This is a genomic window from Pseudomonas faucium, assembly GCF_021602585.1.
GTDB lineage: Bacteria > Pseudomonadota > Gammaproteobacteria > Pseudomonadales > Pseudomonadaceae > Aquipseudomonas > Aquipseudomonas faucium.
The window spans coordinates 90,995-111,836 of sequence record NZ_BQIP01000005.1; the positions used below are offsets into that span (position 1 = coordinate 90,995).

22 protein-coding genes are annotated in these 20,842 nt (G+C 66.1%); 13 read left to right on the forward strand and 9 right to left on the reverse strand.

Features of this window, described 5'->3' with window-relative positions:
• The first annotated feature begins 160 nt into the window (after nt 1-160).
• Together dkgB and L6D75_RS08270 are read left to right on the forward strand one after the other, a co-directional pair.
• The gene (gene dkgB / locus L6D75_RS08265) at nt 161-964 is read left to right on the forward strand and encodes a 2,5-didehydrogluconate reductase DkgB (protein WP_176516749.1); all 804 of its coding nucleotides are present in this window, start codon (nt 161-163) and stop codon (nt 962-964) included.
• 52 nt (nt 965-1,016) lie between these two features.
• On the forward strand, nt 1,017-2,198 hold the full coding sequence (locus L6D75_RS08270) for an MFS transporter (RefSeq protein WP_176516747.1): 1,182 nt from the start codon (nt 1,017-1,019) through the stop codon (nt 2,196-2,198).
• A gap of 30 nt (nt 2,199-2,228) precedes the next feature.
• On the opposite strand, the gene L6D75_RS08275 is transcribed toward L6D75_RS08270, so the two are convergent.
• Nucleotides 2,229-2,702, reverse strand: coding sequence for a sn-glycerol-3-phosphate transporter (locus tag L6D75_RS08275; RefSeq protein WP_176516745.1), 474 nt, complete (start codon nt 2,700-2,702; stop codon nt 2,229-2,231).
• 154 nt (nt 2,703-2,856) lie between these two features.
• Between L6D75_RS08275 and L6D75_RS08280 the strand changes: the two genes are divergently transcribed.
• The 3 genes from L6D75_RS08280 (at nt 2,857) to L6D75_RS08290 (ending at nt 4,535) form a co-directional block, all read left to right on the forward strand.
• Nucleotides 2,857-3,225, forward strand: coding sequence for a hypothetical protein (locus L6D75_RS08280; protein WP_236193478.1), 369 nt, complete (start codon nt 2,857-2,859; stop codon nt 3,223-3,225).
• Complete coding sequence (locus L6D75_RS08285; RefSeq protein ID WP_176516743.1) at nt 3,212-3,946, forward strand: ATPase; 735 nt, start codon at nt 3,212-3,214, stop codon at nt 3,944-3,946. The genes L6D75_RS08280 and L6D75_RS08285 overlap by 14 nt, the downstream gene beginning before the upstream one ends.
• Nucleotides 3,947-4,070: 124 nt before the next feature.
• Nucleotides 4,071-4,535 (forward strand): nuclear transport factor 2 family protein, encoded by a 465-nt coding sequence (locus L6D75_RS08290; RefSeq protein WP_176516741.1) that lies wholly within the window; start codon nt 4,071-4,073, stop codon nt 4,533-4,535.
• A 6-nt stretch (nt 4,536-4,541) separates the two neighbouring features.
• On the opposite strand, the gene L6D75_RS08295 is transcribed toward L6D75_RS08290, so the two are convergent.
• Together L6D75_RS08295 and L6D75_RS08300 are read right to left on the reverse strand one after the other, a co-directional pair.
• Nucleotides 4,542-5,897 (reverse strand): ATP-binding protein, encoded by a 1,356-nt coding sequence (locus L6D75_RS08295; RefSeq protein ID WP_176516739.1) that lies wholly within the window; start codon nt 5,895-5,897, stop codon nt 4,542-4,544.
• Nucleotides 5,894-6,604 carry a response regulator gene (locus tag L6D75_RS08300; RefSeq protein ID WP_176516737.1) on the reverse strand — a complete coding sequence of 237 codons (711 nt, stop codon included), beginning with the start codon at nt 6,602-6,604 and terminating at the stop codon, nt 5,894-5,896. Before L6D75_RS08300 ends, L6D75_RS08295 begins: the two co-directional genes overlap by 4 nt.
• A gap of 219 nt (nt 6,605-6,823) precedes the next feature.
• Between L6D75_RS08300 and L6D75_RS08305 the strand changes: the two genes are divergently transcribed.
• The 5 genes from L6D75_RS08305 to L6D75_RS08325 all read left to right on the forward strand — a co-directional run bounded on the left by L6D75_RS08305 (nt 6,824) and on the right by L6D75_RS08325 (nt 11,645).
• Nucleotides 6,824-7,069: an MlaA family lipoprotein gene (locus L6D75_RS08305; protein WP_236193479.1), complete on the forward strand. Its 246-nt coding sequence runs from the start codon at nt 6,824-6,826 to the stop codon at nt 7,067-7,069.
• 6 nt (nt 7,070-7,075) lie between these two features.
• Nucleotides 7,076-7,312, forward strand: a complete 237-nt coding sequence (locus tag L6D75_RS08310) for a hypothetical protein (protein WP_176516733.1) — start codon at nt 7,076-7,078, stop codon at nt 7,310-7,312.
• Nucleotides 7,313-7,547: 235 nt separating this feature from the next.
• Complete coding sequence (locus L6D75_RS08315; RefSeq protein ID WP_176516731.1) at nt 7,548-8,783, forward strand: MFS transporter; 1,236 nt, start codon at nt 7,548-7,550, stop codon at nt 8,781-8,783.
• Between the two features lie 36 nt (nt 8,784-8,819).
• Nucleotides 8,820-9,593, forward strand: a complete 774-nt coding sequence (locus L6D75_RS08320) for an AraC family transcriptional regulator (RefSeq protein ID WP_176516729.1) — start codon at nt 8,820-8,822, stop codon at nt 9,591-9,593.
• 138 nt (nt 9,594-9,731) lie between these two features.
• On the forward strand, nt 9,732-11,645 hold the full coding sequence (locus L6D75_RS08325) for a tyrosine-protein phosphatase (protein ID WP_176516728.1): 1,914 nt from the start codon (nt 9,732-9,734) through the stop codon (nt 11,643-11,645).
• Between the two features lie 80 nt (nt 11,646-11,725).
• On the opposite strand, the gene L6D75_RS08330 is transcribed toward L6D75_RS08325, so the two are convergent.
• The 5 genes from L6D75_RS08330 to L6D75_RS08350 all read right to left on the reverse strand — a co-directional run bounded on the left by L6D75_RS08330 (nt 11,726) and on the right by L6D75_RS08350 (nt 16,663).
• A complete protein-coding gene (locus L6D75_RS08330) occupies nt 11,726-12,670 on the reverse strand; it encodes an AraC family transcriptional regulator (RefSeq protein WP_236193480.1) in 945 nt (314 codons plus the stop codon).
• Between the two features lie 162 nt (nt 12,671-12,832).
• Nucleotides 12,833-14,590 (reverse strand): FAD-dependent oxidoreductase, encoded by a 1,758-nt coding sequence (locus tag L6D75_RS08335; protein ID WP_176516724.1) that lies wholly within the window; start codon nt 14,588-14,590, stop codon nt 12,833-12,835.
• Between the two features lie 73 nt (nt 14,591-14,663).
• Nucleotides 14,664-14,828 (reverse strand): hypothetical protein, encoded by a 165-nt coding sequence (locus L6D75_RS08340; RefSeq protein WP_176516722.1) that lies wholly within the window; start codon nt 14,826-14,828, stop codon nt 14,664-14,666.
• 91 nt (nt 14,829-14,919) lie between these two features.
• Complete coding sequence (locus L6D75_RS08345) at nt 14,920-15,846, reverse strand: alpha/beta hydrolase (protein WP_176516720.1); 927 nt, start codon at nt 15,844-15,846, stop codon at nt 14,920-14,922.
• On the reverse strand, nt 15,833-16,663 hold the full coding sequence (locus L6D75_RS08350; RefSeq protein ID WP_176516718.1) for an SDR family NAD(P)-dependent oxidoreductase: 831 nt from the start codon (nt 16,661-16,663) through the stop codon (nt 15,833-15,835). The genes L6D75_RS08345 and L6D75_RS08350 overlap by 14 nt, the downstream gene beginning before the upstream one ends.
• Before the next feature lie 170 nt (nt 16,664-16,833).
• Between L6D75_RS08350 and L6D75_RS08355 the strand changes: the two genes are divergently transcribed.
• From L6D75_RS08355 to nudE, 3 genes are all read left to right on the forward strand, one after another.
• Complete coding sequence (locus L6D75_RS08355; protein WP_176516716.1) at nt 16,834-17,877, forward strand: 3-ketosteroid-9-alpha-monooxygenase, oxygenase component; 1,044 nt, start codon at nt 16,834-16,836, stop codon at nt 17,875-17,877.
• A gap of 134 nt (nt 17,878-18,011) precedes the next feature.
• On the forward strand, nt 18,012-19,139 hold the full coding sequence (locus L6D75_RS08360) for a helix-turn-helix transcriptional regulator (protein ID WP_176516714.1): 1,128 nt from the start codon (nt 18,012-18,014) through the stop codon (nt 19,137-19,139).
• Nucleotides 19,140-19,231: 92 nt separating this feature from the next.
• Nucleotides 19,232-19,783 carry an ADP compounds hydrolase NudE gene (nudE, locus tag L6D75_RS08365; protein WP_176516712.1) on the forward strand — a complete coding sequence of 184 codons (552 nt, stop codon included), beginning with the start codon at nt 19,232-19,234 and terminating at the stop codon, nt 19,781-19,783.
• Between the two features lie 18 nt (nt 19,784-19,801).
• Here nudE and dmpG read toward each other — a convergent pair whose 3' ends face one another.
• Nucleotides 19,802-20,836 (reverse strand): 4-hydroxy-2-oxovalerate aldolase, encoded by a 1,035-nt coding sequence (gene dmpG / locus L6D75_RS08370; protein WP_176516710.1) that lies wholly within the window; start codon nt 20,834-20,836, stop codon nt 19,802-19,804.
• Nucleotides 20,837-20,842: the final 6 nt, after the last annotated feature.

A 20,842-nucleotide genomic window follows, 5' to 3' on the forward strand; every position in this document is an offset into this window, starting at 1 on the left:
ACGAGCCAGGCATTGACTCGTGATTTCAGGTCAAAAGACCTTGGCCCCGCCCCGCCTTAATCAATCACCTCGAAACCCGCACACTGCTGCCCATGCCAACGAGCCTGGAACCCGAGCAACTAAGCTCTAGTTCTCTCGATCACTTCAGCAGGAGCACCACATGAGCATTCCATCCTTCGGCCTGGGCACCTTCCGCCTCACCGGCCAAACCGTCATCGATTCGGTCAAGGCCGCCCTGGAACTGGGCTACCGGGTCATCGACACCGCCCAGATCTACAAGAACGAAGGCGAAGTCGGCCAGGCCATCGCCGAAAGCGGCGTGCCGCGCAGCGAGCTGTTCATCACCACCAAGATCTGGGTCGAGAACTACGCCGCCGACAAGCTGGTACCGAGCCTGCGCGAGAGCCTGGCCAAGCTGCGTACCGACCACGTCGACCTGTTGCTGATCCACTGGCCGGCGCCGGGCAATGGCGTCGAACTGCGCGAATACATGACCGCGCTGGCGCAAGCCAAGCAACTGGGCCTGACCCGTCAGATCGGTGTTTCCAACTTCAACATCGACCTGACCCGGCAAGCGATCGAGGTGGTCGGCAAAGGTGAAATCGCCACCAACCAGGTCGAGCTCAGCCCCTATCTGCAGAACCGCAAACTGGCGGCGTTCCTTGAGGAACAGGGCATCACCGTGACCTCCTACATGACCCTGGCCTACGGCAAGGTGCTCAACGACCCGGTGCTCACCGCCATCGCCAGCAAGCACAAGGCCACCGTCGCCCAGGTGGCCCTGGCCTGGGCCCTGCAGCTGGGTTACGCGGTGATCCCGTCCTCGACCAAGCGCGAGAACCTGGCCAGCAACCTGCTTGCCCGCAGCCTGCGCCTGGACGCCGAGGACATGGCGCAGATCGCCACCCTGGAGCGCAACGGGCGGGAAGTCAGCCCGGCCAATCTCGCCCCAGCCTGGGACTGATGGGCCCGGCCTGCACGGCAGCCCCCCTTCCACCTTTAGACCGGAGCTCCTGATGAGCACGCTTTCTCCCAAACGGGTCCTCTTCGCCCTGGCCATCGGCGCCTTCGGCATCGGCACCACCGAGTTCACCCCGATGGGCCTGTTGCCGGTGATCGCCCAAGGCGTGGATGTGAGCATCCCCAGCGCCGGCATGCTGATCACCGCCTATGCCGTCGGCGTGATGGTCGGCGCGCCGATCATGACCCTGCTGTTCAGCCGCTTCGGCAAGCGCGCCGCGCTGATGGCGCTGATGGCCATCTTCACCCTTGGCAACCTGTTGTCGGCGCTGTCGCCGGACTACTACACCCTGCTCGCCTCGCGCCTGGTCACCAGCCTCAACCACGGCGCCTTCTTCGGCCTGGGCGCGGTGGTGGCGGCCAGCGTGGTGCCCAAGGACAAGCAGGCCAGCGCCGTGGCGACCATGTTCATGGGGCTGACCATCGCCAACATCGGCGGCGTGCCGGCGGCCACCTGGGTCGGCCAGCAGGTCGGCTGGCGCATGGCTTTCGCCGGCACCGCGGTGCTCGGCCTGCTGGCCATGGCCGCGCTGTGGTACGCCCTGCCCAAGGGTGAGCGCGGCAGCGTGCCGCAGGTGCGCAAGGAGCTGGCGGTGATTGCCCGGCCCAACGTGCTGCTGGCGATGGCCACTACCGTGCTCGGCGCCGGGGCCATGTTCACCCTGTATACCTACGTGGCACCGGTGCTGGCCGAGTTGACGGGGGCTTCGGACAGCTTCGTCACCCTTGGCCTGGTGCTGATCGGGGTCGGCTTCACCCTGGGCAACAGCCTCGGTGGGCGCCTGGCGGACTGGTCGCTGGACGGCGCCGCACGCATTTTCCTCGGCACCCTGGCGCTGATCATGCTGCTGATGCCGCTGGTGCTCGGCAGCCACATCGGCGCGGCCATCGCCCTGCTGGTGTGGGGCGTGTTCACCTTCGCCGTGGTGCCGCCGCTGCAGATGCGGGTGATGACCGCCGCCGCCGAGGCGCCGGGCCTGGCCTCGTCGATCAACGTCGGCGCGTTCAACCTGGGCAACGCCCTGGGGGCGGCCCTGGGGGGCGGCGTGATCAGCCTGAACCTGGGCTATGCGGCGGTGCCGATGGCCGGCGGCGTGCTGGCCGCCGCCGGCCTGCTGCTGGTGTGGCTGGGCGGGCGCGGCAAGGTGGCCGACAAGGCCCTGCCCAACGCAGCCTGAGGCACAACGCACTGAGGCTGCCCTGCAGCCTCAGAACCTCAACCCCACATTGACCATCCCCGCGGCTGCACCCAATACCACGAACTCCGCCCCCACCGGCCCCCAATGGGCGCCAAACGATGGAATGATCACGGGCGCAACGCCAAAGTGGTTGAGCGGGATCTTGTCGTCGTATTCGCCCTTGTAACCCTCGATCAACCCGGCGCTCAACTTGGCGTAAACGGGATACTGCGGATTTTCCCAGACCTTGCCCAGGTAGCCGTAGTAGGAGCGCTGGTAGAACGAGTTCTTGAAGGTCGCCGCGCCCCACAGCAGCCCATCGGTGTACACCCGCTCGATGCCGATCAGCTCCTGGTGGTTGTTGTGCTCGGGGTCATGGCTCCAGTGCCGGGTGTAGGCGCTGGTCTGCACGTACCAGTAATCCCCTTCTCGCTCAGTTTCCGCCGCCGATGCGGCAAGGCTTGCGATCAGCAAGCCGATCGCTGCGCTGGACGTCCTGTTCATGCTTCGCGCCTCGCGGGACAATTCCTTGACACTAGCCGGGGCGCCGAGAAACGCCAACGGGCGATAGTCAGAAATGGACTACAGGGAAAGGCGAAAACGCGATGCTCATTCTGTGCGAGGCTCTTTTGCGCCGCCTTTCTCGAGGATTACCGCAATGCTGCTCTCTAATGTGATTTTGCCTCTCCAGCGCTATGATGCCCTCAATGTCTGTAACCTGTTACAGCATGCTCGGAGGTCCATCATAGTGGCTAAAAAAGCTGATACCCCTTCAGAAGCTCAAACCGATGCACTGGAGCAGCAAGTGCCTCGCTGGGCCAGTGATGCCACCTACTGCGCGCATGTGCGTGCCCTGCAGATACGCGAGCAAGGCGTACTGTGCACCGACGATGGCAATCTTGTACGCGTTTCCAGCGACGGAGAAAAAACCGTAGTGGCCAAGGCCAAGGCCCGCCGCAAGGTCAAGTTGGGCGAAGTCATCACTGTGCGCAAGGCCAAGGAGAGCTCGACGGGTGAAGGTGCCTAGGCTGAGGGTTTTTGCAGGTCCGAATGGTTCCGGCAAAAGTACTATCAAGGCCGAAATGCCACCTACCTTGACGCAGCTATTCGTGAACGCGGACGAATTGGAAAATGAAGCGAGGACCACTGGCTTCATCGACCTTTCGCCCTTTGAAATCAAAACCACCTTGCACGAACTGCTCAGGTTCCATATCGACCATTACCTGATCAAGCAAAAACACCTGGCCGAACAGTCCGTAAAGCTCAGAATGCTTGGCAACCGGATTGATTACCGAGCAGTCGAAGTCGACTCTTACCTTGCTTCGGTCGCATCGGACTTTATTCGCCACCAGCTGTTGGAAAAAGGTATCAGCTTAAGTTTTGAAACAGTCATGTCGCACCCGAGCAAGATCGCGTTCATGCAACAGGCGCAATCGCGAGGCTACCGCACCTATCTCTATTTCGTGTCCACAGAAAACCCCGACATCAACATCGATCGCGTCGAAATCCGAGTTCAGCAAGGCGGCCATCCAGTCAGGCCTGACCTGATACGCAAACGCTACACAAGAGCGTTGGCTTTGCTGCCGAATGCCATTGCATGCAGCGATCGCGCTTATGTTTTCGATAACTCGGGGGAACGTGCCATCTGGCTAGCGGAGATCACTGACGGTACCCAGCTCGAGTATCGTTGCGAAGAAATACCCGAGTGGTTCTTCGGCGCCTATATGGCTGAAGTGGGCGCCGAGTGACGCTCTGAGGGCATTGCAGCATTGTTCCGCTAGGCGCAATTTTGAAGTGCTCTACGCCCACCTTCACACTTCGACCCTCCCGGCACTACGCTCCTTGATATTCATCCTGCCAAGGAGCGTACCCATGTCCCGCCCCCCGCTGCCCCCCTTCACCCGCGAAAGCGCCATCGAAAAGGTCCGCCTGGCCGAAGACGGCTGGAACAGCCGCGATGCCGCCAAGGTGGCACTTGCCTACACCGCCGATACCGTGTGGCGCAACCGCGTGGAGTTTCCACGGGGCCGTGCGCAGGTGGAGGCTTTTTTGCAACGCAAGTGGAACCACGAACTGGAATACCGCCTGATCAAGGAGCTGTGGGCGTTCACCGGCAACCGCATCGCCGTGCGCTACGCCTACGAGTACCACGACGACAGCGGCCAGTGGTTCCGTGCCTATGGCAACGAGAACTGGGAGTTTGCCGACGATGGCCTGATGCAGCATCGCCATTCGAGCATCAACGAGCACCCGATCGCCGAGGCCGAGCGCAAGTTCCGCTGGCCCCTGGGCCGGCGCCCGGATGACCACCCCGGGCTCAGCGACCTGGGCCTCTGACCAACATCAGCCGACAGGCAGCGTGACCTTGACCTCGAGCCCGCCCACCGGGCGGTTGGCCAGGGTCATGCTGCCGCCCTGCTCGAGCACGATGGCGCGTGCCGCCGGCAGGCCCAGGCCCACGCCACCGGTGTCCTTGTTACGCGAGCCTTCGATGCGAAAATACGGCTCGAACACCCGCGCCTGCAGGTGCTCGGCGATGCCCGGGCCGCGGTCGAGCACACGAATGACGATCTGCTCGGCCTCCACCGTGAGCTGCACTGCAGGCTCGCGGCCGTACTTGGCCGCGTTGTCGAGCAGGTTCACCACCACCCGCTTGATGCCGATCGGTCGGCCGACATAGACGCAGCGCTGCGGCCCGCTGTAGCCCACATCCACCCCCGCATCCTTGAAATCGTCGATGGCCGTGAGCAGCAGCCCGCCCAGGTCGAACGCCGTCACCGGCTCCAGCCGCGCATCATCGCGAAAGAACTGCAGCGCAGCGTCGACCATCGCCTGCATCTCGTCCACGTCCTTGAACATCTTCGCCTGCAGTTCGGCGTCTTCGATGAATTCGCCGCGCAGGCGCATGCGCGTGAGCGGCGCGCGCAGGTCGTGGGAGATCGCCGCCAGCATTTGCGTGCGGTCGTCGATGAAATGCTTGAGCTGGGCCTGGGTGGCGTTGAACGCAAGGATGGCCTGGCGCAGGTCGTGGGGGCCGACCACCGGGATCGGCGGGGCGTTGAAGTCCTTGCCGAAGCGCCGTGCGCCTTGGGCGAAGCGCTCCAGCGGGTCGGCCAGGTAACGCGCGGCGAACCAGGCCACCGCCAGGCTGGAGATCAGCATCAGGGTCAGGATGATCAGGTTGCGCGGCAGCTCATCCAGCCCCCAGCTGCGGTCGAGCACGTGAAACTGTATCCACGAAGCGTCCGCAAGCTGGATCAGCAGGGCATAACCGCGTGGCGTGGCCTGGGCGGGGAAGTCCGCAGGGCCGAACACCTCGATCTGCACCTGCTGGCGGTTCAACAGGGCGCGCAGCATGGTCGCGCCTTTGTGAAAGTCCTTTTCGACCCGCACGGGCAAGCCAGATTCCTCACGCTGGCGCAGCCACTGCACGCTGTACGACGCATCGCCTGCGGCACGGGCGATGGTCGAACGCTGCGCCACCGGCGCTGCATCGACCATGCGCGTCACGGTGGCGATCTTTTCGATCAGCCCGCTTTCGAGCAACGGCGGCTGCGCCCACACGCTCAGCAGCAGGCTGAACAAGCCCTTGAGCAACAGCAGGCTGAGCATCGCCGCCAAGGTGGTCAGGGCGATCCAGCGGGCGATGGTGATGCGTGGCCGCGGCAAGGCCTTGCGCGCCCAGGCCAGCCAGCTCATCGCTTGTTCACGTTGGCAGTGAACAGGTAGCCGGCATTGCGCAAGGTGCGGATCAACGGCTCGCTGCCGCCATCGGTTTCAAGCTTGCGGCGCAGCCGGCTCACCTGCACATCGATGCTGCGGTCATAGGCCTCGTGCGCCTCGCCCCGGGCCAGGTCCAGCAGCTGCTGGCGGCTGAGCACCCGCCGAGGGTGCTCGGCGAACACCAGCAACAGCTCGAACTCACCGTTGGACAAGGGGATCATCACGTTTTCCGGCGAACGCAGCTCGCGCCGCAGCACATCCAGCTGCCAGCCGGAAAACTCAAGCACAGTACGTGGGTTGCCCACAGGCCCGGGCGCCGTTTCGCCCGCCCGGCGCAGCACCGCGCGCACCCTGGCCAGAAGCTCGCGGGCGGCGAAGGGTTTGGTCAGGTAGTCGTCCGCGCCCAGCTCCAGGCCCACCACCCGATCGCTCAACTCGCCCATGGCGGTCAGCATGATCACCGCCACCTGGTATTCGGCGCGCAGGCGCTGGCACAGCACCAGGCCACTGTCGCCGGGCAGCATCACATCGAGAATGACCAGGTCCGGCACGCGCCGCTCCAGCGCCTGCCAAAGCCCGTCGCCATCAGCGGCCACATCGACGTCATAGCCGTGTTGGCGGAGGAATTTCTGTAACAGATCGAGCACTTCGACATCATCGTCGACAATCAGCAAATGACTCACGCCGGGCACCGCGAACAGAGGTAAATAAGGCGTACTGTAAAGCCAACTTCAGGCATCCGTCATATATTTCAACAACGCAATAAAGTGTCCACGCGGAGATATTTCGGACATTCGCGGGCAATCAATCACCTGCAGCATTGGCAGCAGTTCTTGCCTGGAATGAGCCTTATGCCTCTGTCATTTTCTGCTTGGTTTTCAGCCCGCAACTCGGTACTTGCCTTGACCCTCCTGGCGGCCGGAGGCTACCTGCAGCGGCCACCGTCCAATGGCTACGGGCAAACCGCCTACCAGACCAGCGACCCGGCCGAACCGGCCAACCGCGCCATCTTCGCCTTCAACCGCAGCGTCGACGCCCAGGCACTGGCGCCAGCCACCCATGGCTGCAAGCACGTGCCGGACTTCACGCCCCCCTGCATGCACAACTTTACCGCCAGCCTGAATGGCCACCGCATTATCTGGAGCTGAACCGCGATGAATGACGTACTACAGCCTCCAGTGCTGCTGTTCCGCCGCCTTGAGAGTGGCGCAGAGCAAGCGCTTTTGCATGAACTGGAGGCGCGGGTGTCGGATGATGGTCGCGATCTGATCGTCAGCCGCTACCGCGAGCGCTATGGCAACGGCGATGCACTGCAACGTCACGAAGTGCACCGCCGCGTACCGATCGCCGCGCTGCTCAAGTGGATGGGCAGGAAAGGCTTGCCGCTCTAGCCGGTGCCGATACCGCTACGATCTGCAAGGCAGGTGCGGCCCTATCGCCGGCAAGCCGGCCCCCACAGGTGCTGCGCTGTGCTTGTGGGAGCCGGCTTGCCGGCGATAGGGCCACACCGCACCCCGATGTCCGAAACGCGCTAGTGGGTGCCTGTTCGACGTGAGACAGACAAAAGCAGCGCTGGCTATCCTCCAGCCGCAATGCCTTGCCATCACTCGAAAAAGAGCCTCGCCCATGACGACTCCAGCCGCCACCTTGGCCTCGCCCTCCACAGCCACCGACCAGCCCCAAGGCTTTCTGGTCAGCATCGTCGGTGCCGCCGCCTTCGCCCACCTGCTCAACGACCTGATCCAGGCCGTGCTGCCTTCGATCTACCCGATGCTCAAGAGCGACTTCTCGCTGAGCTTCGCCCAGATCGGCTGGATCGCCCTGGTCTACCAGGTCACCGCCTCGCTGCTGCAGCCCTGGGTGGGCATGTACACCGACAAGCACCCCCAACCCTACCTGCTGCCCGCCGGCATGCTGGTCACCCTGGTCGGTATCGCCCTGCTCGCCTTCGCCGACAGCTACAGCATGCTGCTGGTGGCCGCGGCGGTGGTCGGCGTCGGTTCCGCCACCTTCCACCCCGAAGCCTCGCGGGTGGCGCGGATGGCCTCCGGCGGGCGCTTCGGCACCGCGCAATCGACCTTCCAGGTGGGCGGCAACACCGGTTCTGCGATCGGCCCGCTGCTGACCGCCGCCATCATCATCCCCCACGGCCAGTCGGCCATCGCCTGGTTCATGCTCGCCGCCGCATTGGCAGTGTGCGTGCTGCTGCGGGTCACCGGCTGGACCGTGCGCCACGGCCAGACCCGGCTCAAGACCTTCGCCGGCCAGCAGGCCCCGGGGCTGTCCAAGGGCGCCATGTGGCGCGCAGTGGGAGTGATCGCGGTGCTGATGTTCGCCAAGTTCGTCTACATCGCCTCGTTCACCAACTACTTCACCTTCTACCTGATCGAGCACTTCGGCCTGAGCGTGCAGCAAAGCCAGCTGTACCTGTTCGTGTTCCTCGCCGCCGTGGCCCTGGGCACCTTCGCCGGCGGGCCGGTGGGCGACCGCATCGGGCGCAAGGCGGTGATCTGGGTGTCGTTCCTGGGCGTGGCGCCCTTCGCCCTCGCCCTGCCCCACGCCAACCTGGCCTGGACGGCGGTGCTGGCGGTGCTCATCGGCCTGGTCATGTCCTCGGCGTTCGCCGCCCTGGTGGTGTATGCCCAGGAGGCGGTGCCGGGCCGGGTCGGCATGGTCTCGGGGGTGATGTTCGGCCTGATGTTCGGCATCAGCGGCATCGGCGCCGCCGGGCTCGGCGAGCTGGCCGACCGCCACGGCATCGAGTGGGTGTACCAGGCGATCGCCTTCCTGCCGCTGCTCGGGCTGGCCACCGCACTGTTGCCGGCGACCCGCTCCAAGGCGCGGCCGGCCACCTGCTGCTAAGATGCCGGCGCAGTATTGCGGCGCTACGGGAGCACCATGGTCAAGCCCTTGAAAGACATGCTGGTGGAGGTGGACGAATGGTCCTGGGAGGTGGGCAGCCGCGCCACCGACTACCCGCCGGACTGGTACATCGCGCCGCACTCGCATGCCAAGCACCAGCTGATCTACGCCATCAAGGGCCTGATGATCGTCGAGTCCCAGGCCGAGCGCTGGACCGTGCCACCGAGCCGCGGCATCTGGATGCCCTGCGGCCAGGTGCACGCCATCCGCTGCGTTGGCGATGTGAAGATGCGCAGCGTGTTCGTGCGCCCCGACGCGGCCGCGCAATTGCCGCGCCAGAGCAAGGCCATCAGCATCTCGGCGTTGCTCAGCGAACTGATCAAGGCCTCGGTGGACTTCACCGGGCCTTTCGTCGAAGACTCGCGCGAGGCGCGCATCATGCGCCTGATCCTCGATGAAATCAGCGTGCTGCCGACCCTGCCGCTGAAGCTGCTGCAGCCCAGCGACCCGCGCCTGCAAGCGATCTGCACGGCGCTGCAGCACCGGCCGCACGACCCCTCCACGGTGGCCGACTGGGGCCTGCACCTGGGCATCGACGAAAAGACCATCCAGCGCCTGTTCCGCAAGGAAACCGGCATGACCTTCGGCCAGTGGCGCCAGCAGGCGCGGCTGATGCAGGCACTGGAACGCATCGCCCTGGGCGAGCGCATCATCGATGTGGCCGGCACCCTGGGCTATGACAGCCCCAGCGCGTTCGCCAGCATGTTCAAGCGCCAGTTCGGCATCACCCCGAGCCAATTCTTCAAGTAATTGCGGCCATTTGCAGACAGATCACGCACGCCCCGGACACATCGCGCAGGCTTTGCCATGGGGCCTCGTTTAGTAACATTAAGTTTCATCTAGCCTGGCGAGAGTAGCCACACCCACTCCCCTCTCGAGGCCAATTCCGTGTCGCAACGTCTGCTCCTTTCCCTGCCCCTGCTCACCCTCGCCGTCTCCGCCGCCCACGCCGCAGATACCCTCAACACCCCGCGCCTGGCCGGCATGGACAACTTTCGCGATGTCGCCGGCACCACCACCGCCTACCACACAAGCCACGACGGCGTGATGCGCGGCGGGGTGTTCTACCGCTCCAACGCCCTGACCCCGACTGCCGGCGACCTGGCTGTGCTCAACGGCCTGGGCATCAGCGATGTGTTCGACCTGCGCACCCCCAGCGAAATCGCCGCCACGCCCGACACCCTGCCGGCCGGTGCCCGCTACACCAACATCGATATCATCGGCAGCACCACCTCGGGCGCGAACATCACCGACATGGCGTTCACCAGCGCCGCCCAGGCACGGGCCATGATGGAGGAAACCAACCGCGCCTTCGTCAGCGACGCCGGCATGCGCGGGCAATTCACCCAGCTGTTCAACGAACTGGCCAGCGCCGACGGCGCGGCGGTGTTCCACTGCACCGCCGGCAAGGACCGCACCGGCTGGACGGCGGCGGTGCTGCAGAGCATCGCCGGGGTCGATGACGCCACGATCATGCAAAACTACCTGGCCACCAACGACTACACCGCCGCCCGCATGGCCGCGACCCTGGCGCACATGCCGCCGAGCATGGCCGCCATCTACGCGCCGTTGATCGGTGTCGACGCCAGCTACCTGCAGGCGGGCCTGGACCAGGTGACCGCCGAGTACGGCAGCATGGACAACTACCTGAAGCAGGGCCTGGGCCTGAGCCAGGAAACCATCTACGTGCTGCGCGGCAAGATGGTGCGCTACAACACCCTGCCCGGCGAGGCCGGCCTGCAGGGCAACGCCGCTGCCGGTGCGCGCCTGCTCGGCCAGTTGCAGGACAGCGCACTGTCCGGCACCTACAGCGCCTACAACTACTACCTGCAGTCGGCCATCGACGCCGGCACCCTGGGCGGCGTCGAGGCCACCGTCGGCGGCCAGGTGCACGCCGATGCCGCCAGCTCCCTGCTGCGCCAGGCGAGCATGATCGACCGCGCAGCGGCGCCGTTTGCCGATGGCAGCGATCTCAAGGTCGGCCAGTCGCGCCTGTGGAGCACCGCACTGGCCGGCTACCTGGGCACCGACGGCTCGGCCCACGCCGCCAGCAGCAACGAGCACAGTCAAGGCCTGATGATCGGCATGACCCAGCGCTTCTCCGAACAGCTCAGCGCCCATGCCGGCGTCGGCTACAGCCAGGGCAACGTCGGCGGTGCGGGCGGCGAGGCCGACACCGACCTGACCTTCCTGCGCCTGGGTGCGCGCTTCGCCCCGGGCAGCCTGGAGCAAGGCCTGTTCATCGACGCCAACGCCAGCGCCGGCTACCTGGACTACAGCAGCAAGCGCGAGCTCGGCGGCGGCCTGGGCACGGCCAAGGGCGACAGCCACGGCACCCTGGCCGGCGGCAGCCTGGCGCTGGGCTATCGCATGAATACCAGCGGCCTGGTGCTGGAGCCGAGCCTGGGGGTGCGGGTCAGCCGCGTCGACCTTTCCGGGTTCACCGAAAAAGGCAGCGAGTTGGCGCTGCAGGTGGACGACCTGAAAGAAACCCGGCGCAGTGCCTTCACCAACCTCAAGGCATCGTTTGCCGCGATTCCCGTGGGTAGCTGGCAACTGGTGCCGGGCATCGAAGTGGGCTACGACCACGCCCTGGGCGACCACCAGGTCGACAGCGATGGCCACCTGCTGGGGCTGGATATCGAACAACGCGCCGCCTTCGACAACCGCGACCAGTTCAACGCCGGCGTGAACCTGATGGCCAACCTCGGCGCGCTGAGCGTCGGCGCCGAAGTGGCGGCATTGAGCGGTGGCGACAGCCATGGCGTGAGCGGCAGCCTCAAGGCCAGCTACGCCTTCTGATCTTGCACGCCCCTGTAGGAGCGGATTTATCCGCGATAGCGCCGGTAGATTCACCGACGCCATCGCGGATAAATCCGCTCCTACAAGTGCCCGCGTCTGACCTGCGCCGGGCTCACCCCGAAGGCCTGCTGGAAATACTGGGTGAACCGCCCGGCATTGCTGAAGCCATGCTGCAAGGCCACCTCCGCCACCGACCCACCTGCCTCGCTTGCCAGCACCTTGCGCGCCAGTTCAAGGCGCACCTGGCGCTGAAAGCCGACGATCGAGGTACCGGCAAAACGCCGAAACCCTTCCTGCAGCGCGCGCAAGCTGACATTGGCCAACGCCGCCAGCTCAGTGCCACTGACAGGGCTGGCAGGATGCTCGCGGATATACCCCATCGCCAGCTTCACATGGCGCGGCGCAAGCGATGGCGTGGGCCTGCGCAGCGCCTCGCTGTAGTTGTGCGGCCAGGCTTCGAGCAGCGCATCCACCAGCATGTCCTGCAAGCGCTGGGGCATCAGCAAACCGCTGTTGAGCAGCTGATCGAACGCGTTGCCGGTGGCCATTTCGAGCAACGCGCGGATGCCCTGGAACGCCGGCAACCTGAGGTCCACCACCGGGGCAAAACGCACCGGCTCTGCCAATGGCCGCTGCAGCAACGCCACCAGCCGCTCCACGAACAACCCGCGGCGCAGCGACATGCCGCACTGGGCATGGCCCTCGGCAAAGCGCATGGAGCGCAACTCCTGCTTGTCGACGGCCAGGCCCACCTGGGCACCACCAATCGACTCGCCGCGGTGATCGAAAACGATCTTGCCGGCCGTGGGCAGCACGAAGGTGATTTCATCCTGCGGGGTGGGCAGCACGAAGGTGAAGTCGCCCTGGTACTGCATGCGCCGCACGCTCATGCCTTCATAACGGCCGTAGACACCGCTGATGACAATGTCCTGCGCCAGGCGTGGCAGGTCGCTGTAGAGGTTGCCGTGCAGCTGGGTGAACAGCGCGGCGAAGTCGTCGCTGCGCATGTTGGCGGAGCGGAGCATGAATGACTTGCGGGTTGTGCCTGGGTACACCGTTTGGCTTTCCTTTATCGCCGCGAGACGGGACCAGCAACCTAGCAGGCGGGCATGACAGCGCCGTGACGATCAGGCCGGTACGGCGCTGCCGCGATCACGCACCAGGCCCGTGATCGGGGCGCACAAGGTTCAGTGCAGGCCCGCTTCGGCGGCCACTTCAGGCTGCCCCTGCCCTATCGCCTGCGCCAGATGATTGGCCGCGATGTAGCCAAAGGTCATGGCCGGCCCAATGGTCGAACCCGGGCCCGGATAGGTCTTGCCCATCAACGCCGCACTGGTATTGCCGATCGCGTACAACCCTTCGATCCGCGAACCGTCCGGGCGCAGCACCCGCGCTTGCGCATCGGTGCGCAAGCCGCCTTTGGTACCCAGCTCGCCCGCATCGATGCGCAGCGCGTAGTACGGTGCCCGCTCCAGCGGGCCGAGGCAGGGGTTGGGCCGGCAGTGGCTGTCGCCGTAGTAGCGGTCGAACAGGCTGTCCCCTTTGCCAAAATCGGTGTCCACGCCCTTGGCGGCTTGCTGGTTGAGGCGCTGCACGCTCTGCGCCAGGCCCTGGGCATCCACGCCGATCTTGGCGGCCAGCGCGGCCAGGCTGTCGGCGCGGTAGATCACCTTGTCCAGCCAGCCATCAGGGATCTTGCTGTCCGGCTGCACCGTGCCTGGCAGCAGCACGCCGCACGGGTAGCGCTTGCGGTACTCGGCATCGAAGATCAACCAGGCAGGCACGTTGGCGCCGTTGCGCGCCTGGTCGGCGTACATGGCGTAGATGATGTCCGGGTAAGGCGCCGCCTCGTTGACGAAGCGCTGGCCTTGGCCATTGACCATGATGCAGCGCGGGAACGCCCGCTCGACGAACAGCGCCCGCTGCTTTTCCTCGCCGGGAACGTGCACGGTCGGCGCGCCCCAGGTATGGCTCATCAGCGCCACATCGGCACCCAGCTCAAGGCCTGCGCGGATGCCGTCGCCGCTGTTGATTGGTGGCGCTGCCGTCCATTGGGCGCTGGTGGGGCCGGGCAAATACTGCTCGCGCATGAGCTGGTCGGCCTCGAAGCCGCCGCAGCCGAGGATCACACCGGCAGTGGCCTGCACGTTCACCGCCCGGCCCTGGCGTTCGAGCACCACCCCGGTGACCTTGCCGCCCTGGCTGCACAAGCTGCGCATCGGCGTTTGCAGCCACAGCTCGATCCCCCTGGCCTGCATCGCTGCGCGCAAGCTCGCGACCAGGGCGTTGCCCAGCGTCAGGCGGCGGTCGCGCGGGGTGCGCCGGCGCCAGCGCAGGTCGGCGAGGTAACGCAGGCCCAGGCGCGCCGTCAGCCACAGCCAGCCGGGCTCCTTGGTGACGATGGTGTGCGCCTCTACCTGGGTCATGGCGATGCGCCCGGCGATCAGGGTGGCTGGCGACGAGGCGCGCAGGCGCTGGAATTCATCGCCCAGGCGGGCCGCATCGAAGATGGCCGGCTCCATGGTGCGGTAGCCCGACTTGCCGCCGTCGCGCTCGGGGTAGTAGTCGGGGTAACGCGCAACGGCGTGAAAGTGCGTCTGGGCGCGGGCGGCCAGGTAGCCGACCATCCTCGGGCCGTGCTCCAGGTAGGCGTCGATGCGGGCGGGGTCGTAGTCCTCGCCAACCGTGGCGCGCAGGTAGGCCCGCGCCTGCTCGGGTGAATCGCTGCCGCCCAGGCCTTCGATCTGCGCGTTGCAGGGCACCCAGATGCCGCCGCCGGAGATCGCCGTGGTGCCGCCGTACTCGGCGGCCTTTTCCACCATCAGCACCGTCAGGCCGTGGTCATGGGCGCGCAGCGCCGCGGTCATGGCGCCGGCGCCGGAGCCGACCACGACCACGTCGTAGGCAGCGTCCCAGCGCACGGCATGGGTATTGTCATTGTTCATTGATGCCCTTCTCCATGAGCGGCCACCGGCCGCGATTGCGACGATTGCAGGCCGGCCCGGCGGCTGCGGTTGCTCAAGGCAACAAGCGCATGGCCCCGAGCGCCGGCATGTAGCACGACTGATAGCCAGGCTGGCAGTAGAAGGCCATGCGCTGGGGCAAGGGTTTGACCATCGCCGACACATAGGCCGCGACGAAGGCAGAAACGATCAGGGTCAGGCAAACTTTTCTTGTTTTCATGGCCATGCCTCTAAACGCAACGAGGGTGAGCTGCCAGCCTAGAACCGCCGCCGCCCGCCGGCTTCGTCCAAACGGACGAGGCCTGCGGGCCTCAACCCAGTGCCCGGCGCAGGTCCGCAGCGGCGCCCTGCAAGGCCTGCGCGGCGGCGTCGACGAACGGCGCCAGGCTGATGAAGCCGTGCACCATGCCGTCGCAGCGCTGCAGGCGCACGCTCACCCCGGCCGCCTGCAGGCGTTCGGCAAAGGCCTCGCCTTCGTCGCGCAGCGGGTCGTATTCGGCGCTGAGCAAGGTGGTGGCCGGCAGGCCCTGGAGGTTGTCGTCGCGCAGCGGCGAAGCCAGGGGGTCTTCAGCGTGTTGCGGATGCGCCAGGTACTGCCCCCAGAACCAGCCCATCATGGCCCGCGACAACAGGTAACCCTCGGCGAACTGGGCGTAGGACGCGCTGGCGCACGCGGCATCGGTCACCGGATAGAACAGGCACTGGTGGCGGATCGCCGGCCCTCCCTGCTCACGGGCCAGGCGACAGACGGCGATGGCCAGGTTGCCACCGGCGCTGTCGCCGGCCACCGCCAGGCGGCCGGCGTCCACACGCAACGCTTGGGCATGTTCCACCAGCCACCGGGTCGCGGCGTAGCAGTCGTGCGGCGCTGCCGGGAAGCGCGCCTGCGGTGCCAGGCGATAGGCCACCGACACCACCACCGCACCCGTCTGCAGCGCCAGCGTCCGGCACAGGTTGTCGTGGGTGTCGAGGTTGCCGATCACGAAACCGCCGCCATGGAAGAACACCAGCAAGGGCAGGCCGTCGCGCGCCAGCGGGCGGTACAGGCGCGCGGCGAGCATGCCCTGGGCGCCGCCCACTTCGATATCGCGCACCTCGGCCATGCCCGCACCTGGCAAGGGCGGCATCAGGTTGTCGGCATACAGGCGGTACTGGCAGGCATCGAGGGTGGCGTAATCGGGCTCGCCCTGGGCGCTGAAACCCTGCAGTACGGCGGCAATCTGGTTATCGAGCGGCATGGCTGTCCCCTTCAAGTTCGGGCATGGCGAAAGTCGGGTTGGTTTCGTCGAGCACGCTGCGCAGGCGCCGCTCCAGGGCTGGTTTGAACGCCTTGTGCGGCAGGATCCAGAAGCGCTTTTCATCCACGGCCTGGAACACCAGCGCAGCCAGCTCGCGCGGGTTCATGCCGGCGCGAATGCTGCTGTCGAGCGCGGCGCTGAACGACGCTGCCGGGCCGGCCTCGACCGGGTCGGAGTCCATGATGGCGCTGGCCACCGCGCCCGGGCAGAGCACCGACACCGAAACCTGCGCACCCAGCTGGGCCAGCTCGTAATGCAGGGTTTCGCTCAGCGCCACCACGGCCTGCTTGGTCACGGTGTACGGCGCCATCAACGGGCTGCACACCAGCCCCGCCAGCGACGCGGTATTGACCACGTGGGCCGGGCGCCCCTGCTCGAGCAGCAAGGGCATGAAACAGCGGATGCCGTTGATCACCCCACGCAGGTTGATGTCGAGGATGCGCTGCCACTGCCCGGCGTCGATTTCCCAGCTGTAGCCGGTCTGCATCACGCCGGCGTTGTTGAACAGCAGGTCGACGCCGGCAAAGCGCGCCAGGGCCGCCTCGCGCAGCTGCGCCATCTGCTCGGCGTCGCCCACGTTGGTCACCCGCGCCAGCACCTCGGCGCCCTGCCCCTGCAACTGCGCGGCCAGCGCCATCAGGCGCGGCGCATCGACATCCGCCAGCACCAGGCGCAGGCCCAGCTGCGCCGCATGCTCGGCCAGCCCGCGGCCAATGCCGCTGGCCGCACCGGTGATCACTGCTACCCGTCCCGCCATCACGTTCTCCTGCCACTGGCTGATGGCTGCCAGTAGATCCGCCCTGCTGTCGGCGGCCATCGTCCGTTCAGACGATGACCGCCCCGCCACGCGCGGCAGAATCGCTTGGGTGCACCGTACCGTTGGCCGCGCCGCCTGTGCGGCCCTGAGAAGAACCGGAGAACAACAACATGAGCACACTGCACCGCATCGAAGCCAAGCTGCTGGAGGACCGCTACGCGCGCGGTTGGCACTGCCTGGGCCTGGCCGCCGACTACCGCGACAGCAAGGCCCACCGCCTGGACGTGTTCGGCACACGCCTGGTGGCCTTCCAGGGCGAGGACGGCCAACTGAACATTCTCGACGGCTACTGCCCGCACATGGGCGCCGACCTGAGCACCGGCTGCGTCGAAGGCAACGCCATCCGCTGCCCGTTCCACGGCTGGCGCTGGAACGCCGACGGCGTGTGCGACGACATCCCCTACGCCAAGCGCATCCCGCCGCGGGCCAAGGTCAAGCGCTGGCCGATCATGGAGCAGAACCACCTGCTGTTCGTGTGGAACGACCCCGAAGGCAACGCGCCGATCGCCGAGCAGGCCATCCCGCGCATCGATGCCTGCCACGACGCGCAATGGGCATCGTGGGAAATCGCCGAGCTGAAGATCGACACCAACTGCCGCGAGCTGATCGACAACATCGCCGACATGGCCCACTTCGACACCGTGCACGGCGCGCCGATCGATGCCTTCAGCAACGTCTTCGAAGGCCACACCGCCACCCAGATCATGCGTGCACGCAGTGCGCGGCTCTCCGGCGACAGCGTGCTGAGCACCGTCGCCACCTACTACGGCCCGGCCTACCAGATCACCGAAATGACCGGCGCCATGGGCGACCAGCCAATCCACTCGGTGCTGCTCAACTGCCACGTGCCGATCGATCTGAACAGCTTCACCCTGCGCTATGGCGTGCTGGTGAAGAAGATCCCGGGGCTGAGCGAAGAAGACAACCAGGCCATCGCCAAGGCCTATGTCGCCCAGGCCCAGGCAGCCTTCTACGAGGATGTGGCGATCTGGCACAGCAAGACCCGCGTCGACAACCCGCTGCTGTGCGACGGCGACGGCCCGGTGTACCAGCTGCGCCGCTGGTACGAGCAGTTCTACACCGATATTGCGCTGATTGGCGACGAAACCCGTACCCGCAAGCACTTTGCTGTGTGTGGCGCCGAGCGCGCCTGACAGCTGCCCCCTGGCACCCGGTCAGCGCTACGAAAGGACCGCTGATCGGGCCTGTAACAGGACATTGCGCGTAAACAAGGACACCGTTTATGCTCGCCGACGCCAGTGCTAATAATAATAAACGGTACGCCTTCATGCAGAGTCTCACCCTGGAAGACTTCAGCGAGCTGGTCGGTCAGCTCTATCAGGGCCCCATGGAAAACATCCCCTGGGTCACCTTCCTCAACCAGCTCAATCGGCTCCTCGACAGCAAGTACGTCACCTTCATCCTGCGCCCACCCAGCAGCCAGGTGGATGGCCTGATGGTCAGCACCAACGGCACCTCCAGCGAAGCCACCAACTCCTACAACAAGCACTTCTACGCCCTGGACCCATTCATCGGGCTGCCCAACAGCGAGGTCGTGGCCCTGAGCGACTACCTGCCGGAAGCCGAGCTGCGGCAATCGGAATTCTTTCGCAACTTCCTCGAGCCGGTGGATGTGTTCCACATCCTCGGCGTGGACATCAACACCAGCGACGGCGCCCAGTGCCGCCTGCGCATCAGCCGCGGGCGCGACGACCCGCCCTTCGTCAGCGCCGAAAAAACCCTGCTGGCGCGCTTCATCCCGCACCTTGAGCAATCGATCAAGGTGCACATGCAGCTCAACCGCATCGAGATCGAACGCAACCTGTATGCCGGCGCGGTCGACCAGATGGCCGTGGGCACCATCATCCTCGACGAAACCGGCAAGGTGCTGCAGACCAACCAGGTGGCCGAACGGCTGCTGCAGGAGAAGGACGGCATCAAGCAGGTCAACGATGGCCTGCAGGTCGGCAGCGCCCGCGACACCCAGGAGTTTCGCCGCCTGGTGCGCCAGGCCATGCTCTCGCAGAAGGGCAACCAGGCCACGGTGGTCGAGGCCATGCGCGTCACCCGCCCGTCCGGCCGTGCCGACCTTGGCATCATCGTGCGCTCGGTGCCGCTGGCGGCCTGGAGCGAGGGCAAGCAATGCCCCGCCGTGGTGATCTTCATCAGCGACCCGGAGCAGCAGAGCTCCGCCCCCCAGGAAATCGTCCGCGCCCTGTTCGACTTCACCCCGGCGGAAACCCAGCTGGCCATGCTCCTGGCCAACGGCCTGACCCTGGACGAAGCCTCCGAGGAACTGGGCATCAGCCGCAACACCTCGCGCGCGCACCTGCGCTCGACCTTCTCCAAGACCGGCGTCACCCGCCAGACCATGCTGGTGCGGCTGATCTTGCGCAGCGTCGCCACCCTCGGCTGAGCCCAGGCTGCCATCGTCCGCCCGGACGATGGCAGCCACCCCTGGCCGCGCCATAGTAGGCCTGTCGCTTACCGTCGCCAGAGGCCCGCCCCATGCGCCAGAGCCCTACCATCCTCAAGACCGAGCTGCTGGCCAAGAGCAGCCATTTCCAGATCGAAGCGCTGCACCTGCAGTTCAGCAATGGCCAGCGCCGCATCTACGAGCGCCTCAACGGCACCGGTTACCGCTCGGTGCTGCTGGTGGCGATGCCAGACCCCCAGCATGTGCTGATGGTCCGCGAGTACGCGGTGGGGGTGGAAGGCACCCTGCTCGGCCTGCCCAAGGGCGGCGCCGAGGCTGGCGAAAGCTACCTGCAGGCGGCGCAGCGCGAGCTTGGCGAAGAGGTGGGGTTGCGCAGTGCGCGGCTGACCGAACTGGGCGACCTGACCTTGGCGCCCGGCCACCTGGGCCATCGCTGCCGGGTGGTGCTGGCCGAACAGCTCAGCCCGTGCACCCGGCTGGCCGGCGATGAGCCCGAGCCTCTGGAATGCCTGACCCTGCCGATGGCGCAGATCCCCGCCCTGGTCGCCAGCGGCGAGCTGCACGAAGCGCGGGCGATCGCGGCAATCTTCATGGCCATGGGGGTGCTGGCGCAGCGTAGCTGACGCCAGCGAACGCCCGCCTCAGGTTGGCAGCACCCCGCGCGCACGCGACAGGGTCAGGGCCAGGTCCTCGATCATGTCTTCCTGCCCCCCCACCGTGCCGCGGCGCCCCAGCTCCACCAGCAGCTCACGGGCCGGCACGCCGTACTTGAGCTGGGCACGCTTGGCAAACAGCAGGAACGAGCTGTACACCCCGGCGTAGCCCAGGGTCAGGGCATCGCGGTCCAGGCGGATCGGCTGGTCCATCATCGGCACCACGCGGTCCTCGGCCACATCCATGATCCGGTACAGGTCCACGCCGCTGTGCACGCCCATGCGCTCGAGCACGGCGACGAACACCTCCAGCGGCGTGTTGCCGGCCCCGGCGCCCAGCCCTGCGACCGAACCGTCGATGCGCGCCGCGCCCGCCTCGATCGCCGCCAATGAGTTGGCAATGGCCATGCCCAGGTTGTGATGGCCATGAAAGCCCACCTCAACCCCCGGCTCCAGGCCCGCGCGCAGCACAGCGATCTTCTCGCTCACTTCATCGGGCAGCATGTAGCCTGCCGAATCGGTGCAGTAGATGCAGTTGGCGCCATAGCTCTGCATCAGGCGCGCCTGCTCCAGCAGCTTATCGGCGCTGACCATGTGCGCCATCATCAGGAAGCCCACGGTGTCCAGGCCCATCTTCGCCGCCATGCCGATGTGCTGGCCGGACACGTCGGCCTCGGTGCAGTGGGTGGCCACGCGGATGGTCGAAACGCCGTGCTCATGGGCCATCTTCAGGTGGTCGAGGGTGCCGATCCCCGGCAACAGCAGGGCCGAAACCTTGGCCTGCTTGAGCCGTGGGATCACCGCGCTGAAGTATTCCTCGTCGCTGTGCGCCGGCAAACCGTAGTTCAACGAGGCGCCGCCCAGGCCATCGCCGTGGGTGATCTCGATCAGCGGCACGCCGGCCGCGTCCAGCCCGGTGGCCACCTCGACCATCTGTTTGATGCTGATCTGGTGACGCTTGGCATGCATGCCGTCACGCAGGCTCATGTCGTGCAGCAGCACGTTCTTGCCTTGCAGGTTCATGGTCAC

Bases quoted from the DNA above. Each gene is read 5' to 3' on its own strand.
- dkgB (WP_176516749.1), top strand. From the start codon at position 161: ATGAGCATTCCATCCTTCGGCCTGGGCACCTTCCGCCTCACCGGCCAA.
- L6D75_RS08270 (WP_176516747.1), top strand. From the start codon at position 1,017: ATGAGCACGCTTTCTCCCAAACGGGTCCTCTTCGCCCTGGCCATCGGC.
- L6D75_RS08275 (WP_176516745.1), bottom strand. From the start codon at position 2,702: ATGAACAGGACGTCCAGCGCAGCGATCGGCTTGCTGATCGCAAGCCTT.
- L6D75_RS08280 (WP_236193478.1), top strand. From the start codon at position 2,857: ATGCTGCTCTCTAATGTGATTTTGCCTCTCCAGCGCTATGATGCCCTC.
- L6D75_RS08290 (WP_176516741.1), top strand. From the start codon at position 4,071: ATGTCCCGCCCCCCGCTGCCCCCCTTCACCCGCGAAAGCGCCATCGAA.
- L6D75_RS08295 (WP_176516739.1), bottom strand. From the start codon at position 5,897: ATGAGCTGGCTGGCCTGGGCGCGCAAGGCCTTGCCGCGGCCACGCATC.
- L6D75_RS08310 (WP_176516733.1), top strand. From the start codon at position 7,076: ATGAATGACGTACTACAGCCTCCAGTGCTGCTGTTCCGCCGCCTTGAG.
- L6D75_RS08315 (WP_176516731.1), top strand. From the start codon at position 7,548: ATGACGACTCCAGCCGCCACCTTGGCCTCGCCCTCCACAGCCACCGAC.
- L6D75_RS08320 (WP_176516729.1), top strand. From the start codon at position 8,820: ATGGTCAAGCCCTTGAAAGACATGCTGGTGGAGGTGGACGAATGGTCC.
- L6D75_RS08330 (WP_236193480.1), bottom strand. From the start codon at position 12,670: ATGCTCCGCTCCGCCAACATGCGCAGCGACGACTTCGCCGCGCTGTTC.
- L6D75_RS08335 (WP_176516724.1), bottom strand. From the start codon at position 14,590: ATGAACAATGACAATACCCATGCCGTGCGCTGGGACGCTGCCTACGAC.
- L6D75_RS08340 (WP_176516722.1), bottom strand. From the start codon at position 14,828: ATGAAAACAAGAAAAGTTTGCCTGACCCTGATCGTTTCTGCCTTCGTC.
- L6D75_RS08345 (WP_176516720.1), bottom strand. From the start codon at position 15,846: ATGCCGCTCGATAACCAGATTGCCGCCGTACTGCAGGGTTTCAGCGCC.
- L6D75_RS08350 (WP_176516718.1), bottom strand. From the start codon at position 16,663: ATGGCGGGACGGGTAGCAGTGATCACCGGTGCGGCCAGCGGCATTGGC.
- L6D75_RS08355 (WP_176516716.1), top strand. From the start codon at position 16,834: ATGAGCACACTGCACCGCATCGAAGCCAAGCTGCTGGAGGACCGCTAC.
- L6D75_RS08360 (WP_176516714.1), top strand. From the start codon at position 18,012: ATGCAGAGTCTCACCCTGGAAGACTTCAGCGAGCTGGTCGGTCAGCTC.
- nudE (WP_176516712.1), top strand. From the start codon at position 19,232: ATGCGCCAGAGCCCTACCATCCTCAAGACCGAGCTGCTGGCCAAGAGC.
- dmpG (WP_176516710.1), bottom strand. From the start codon at position 20,836: ATGAACCTGCAAGGCAAGAACGTGCTGCTGCACGACATGAGCCTGCGT.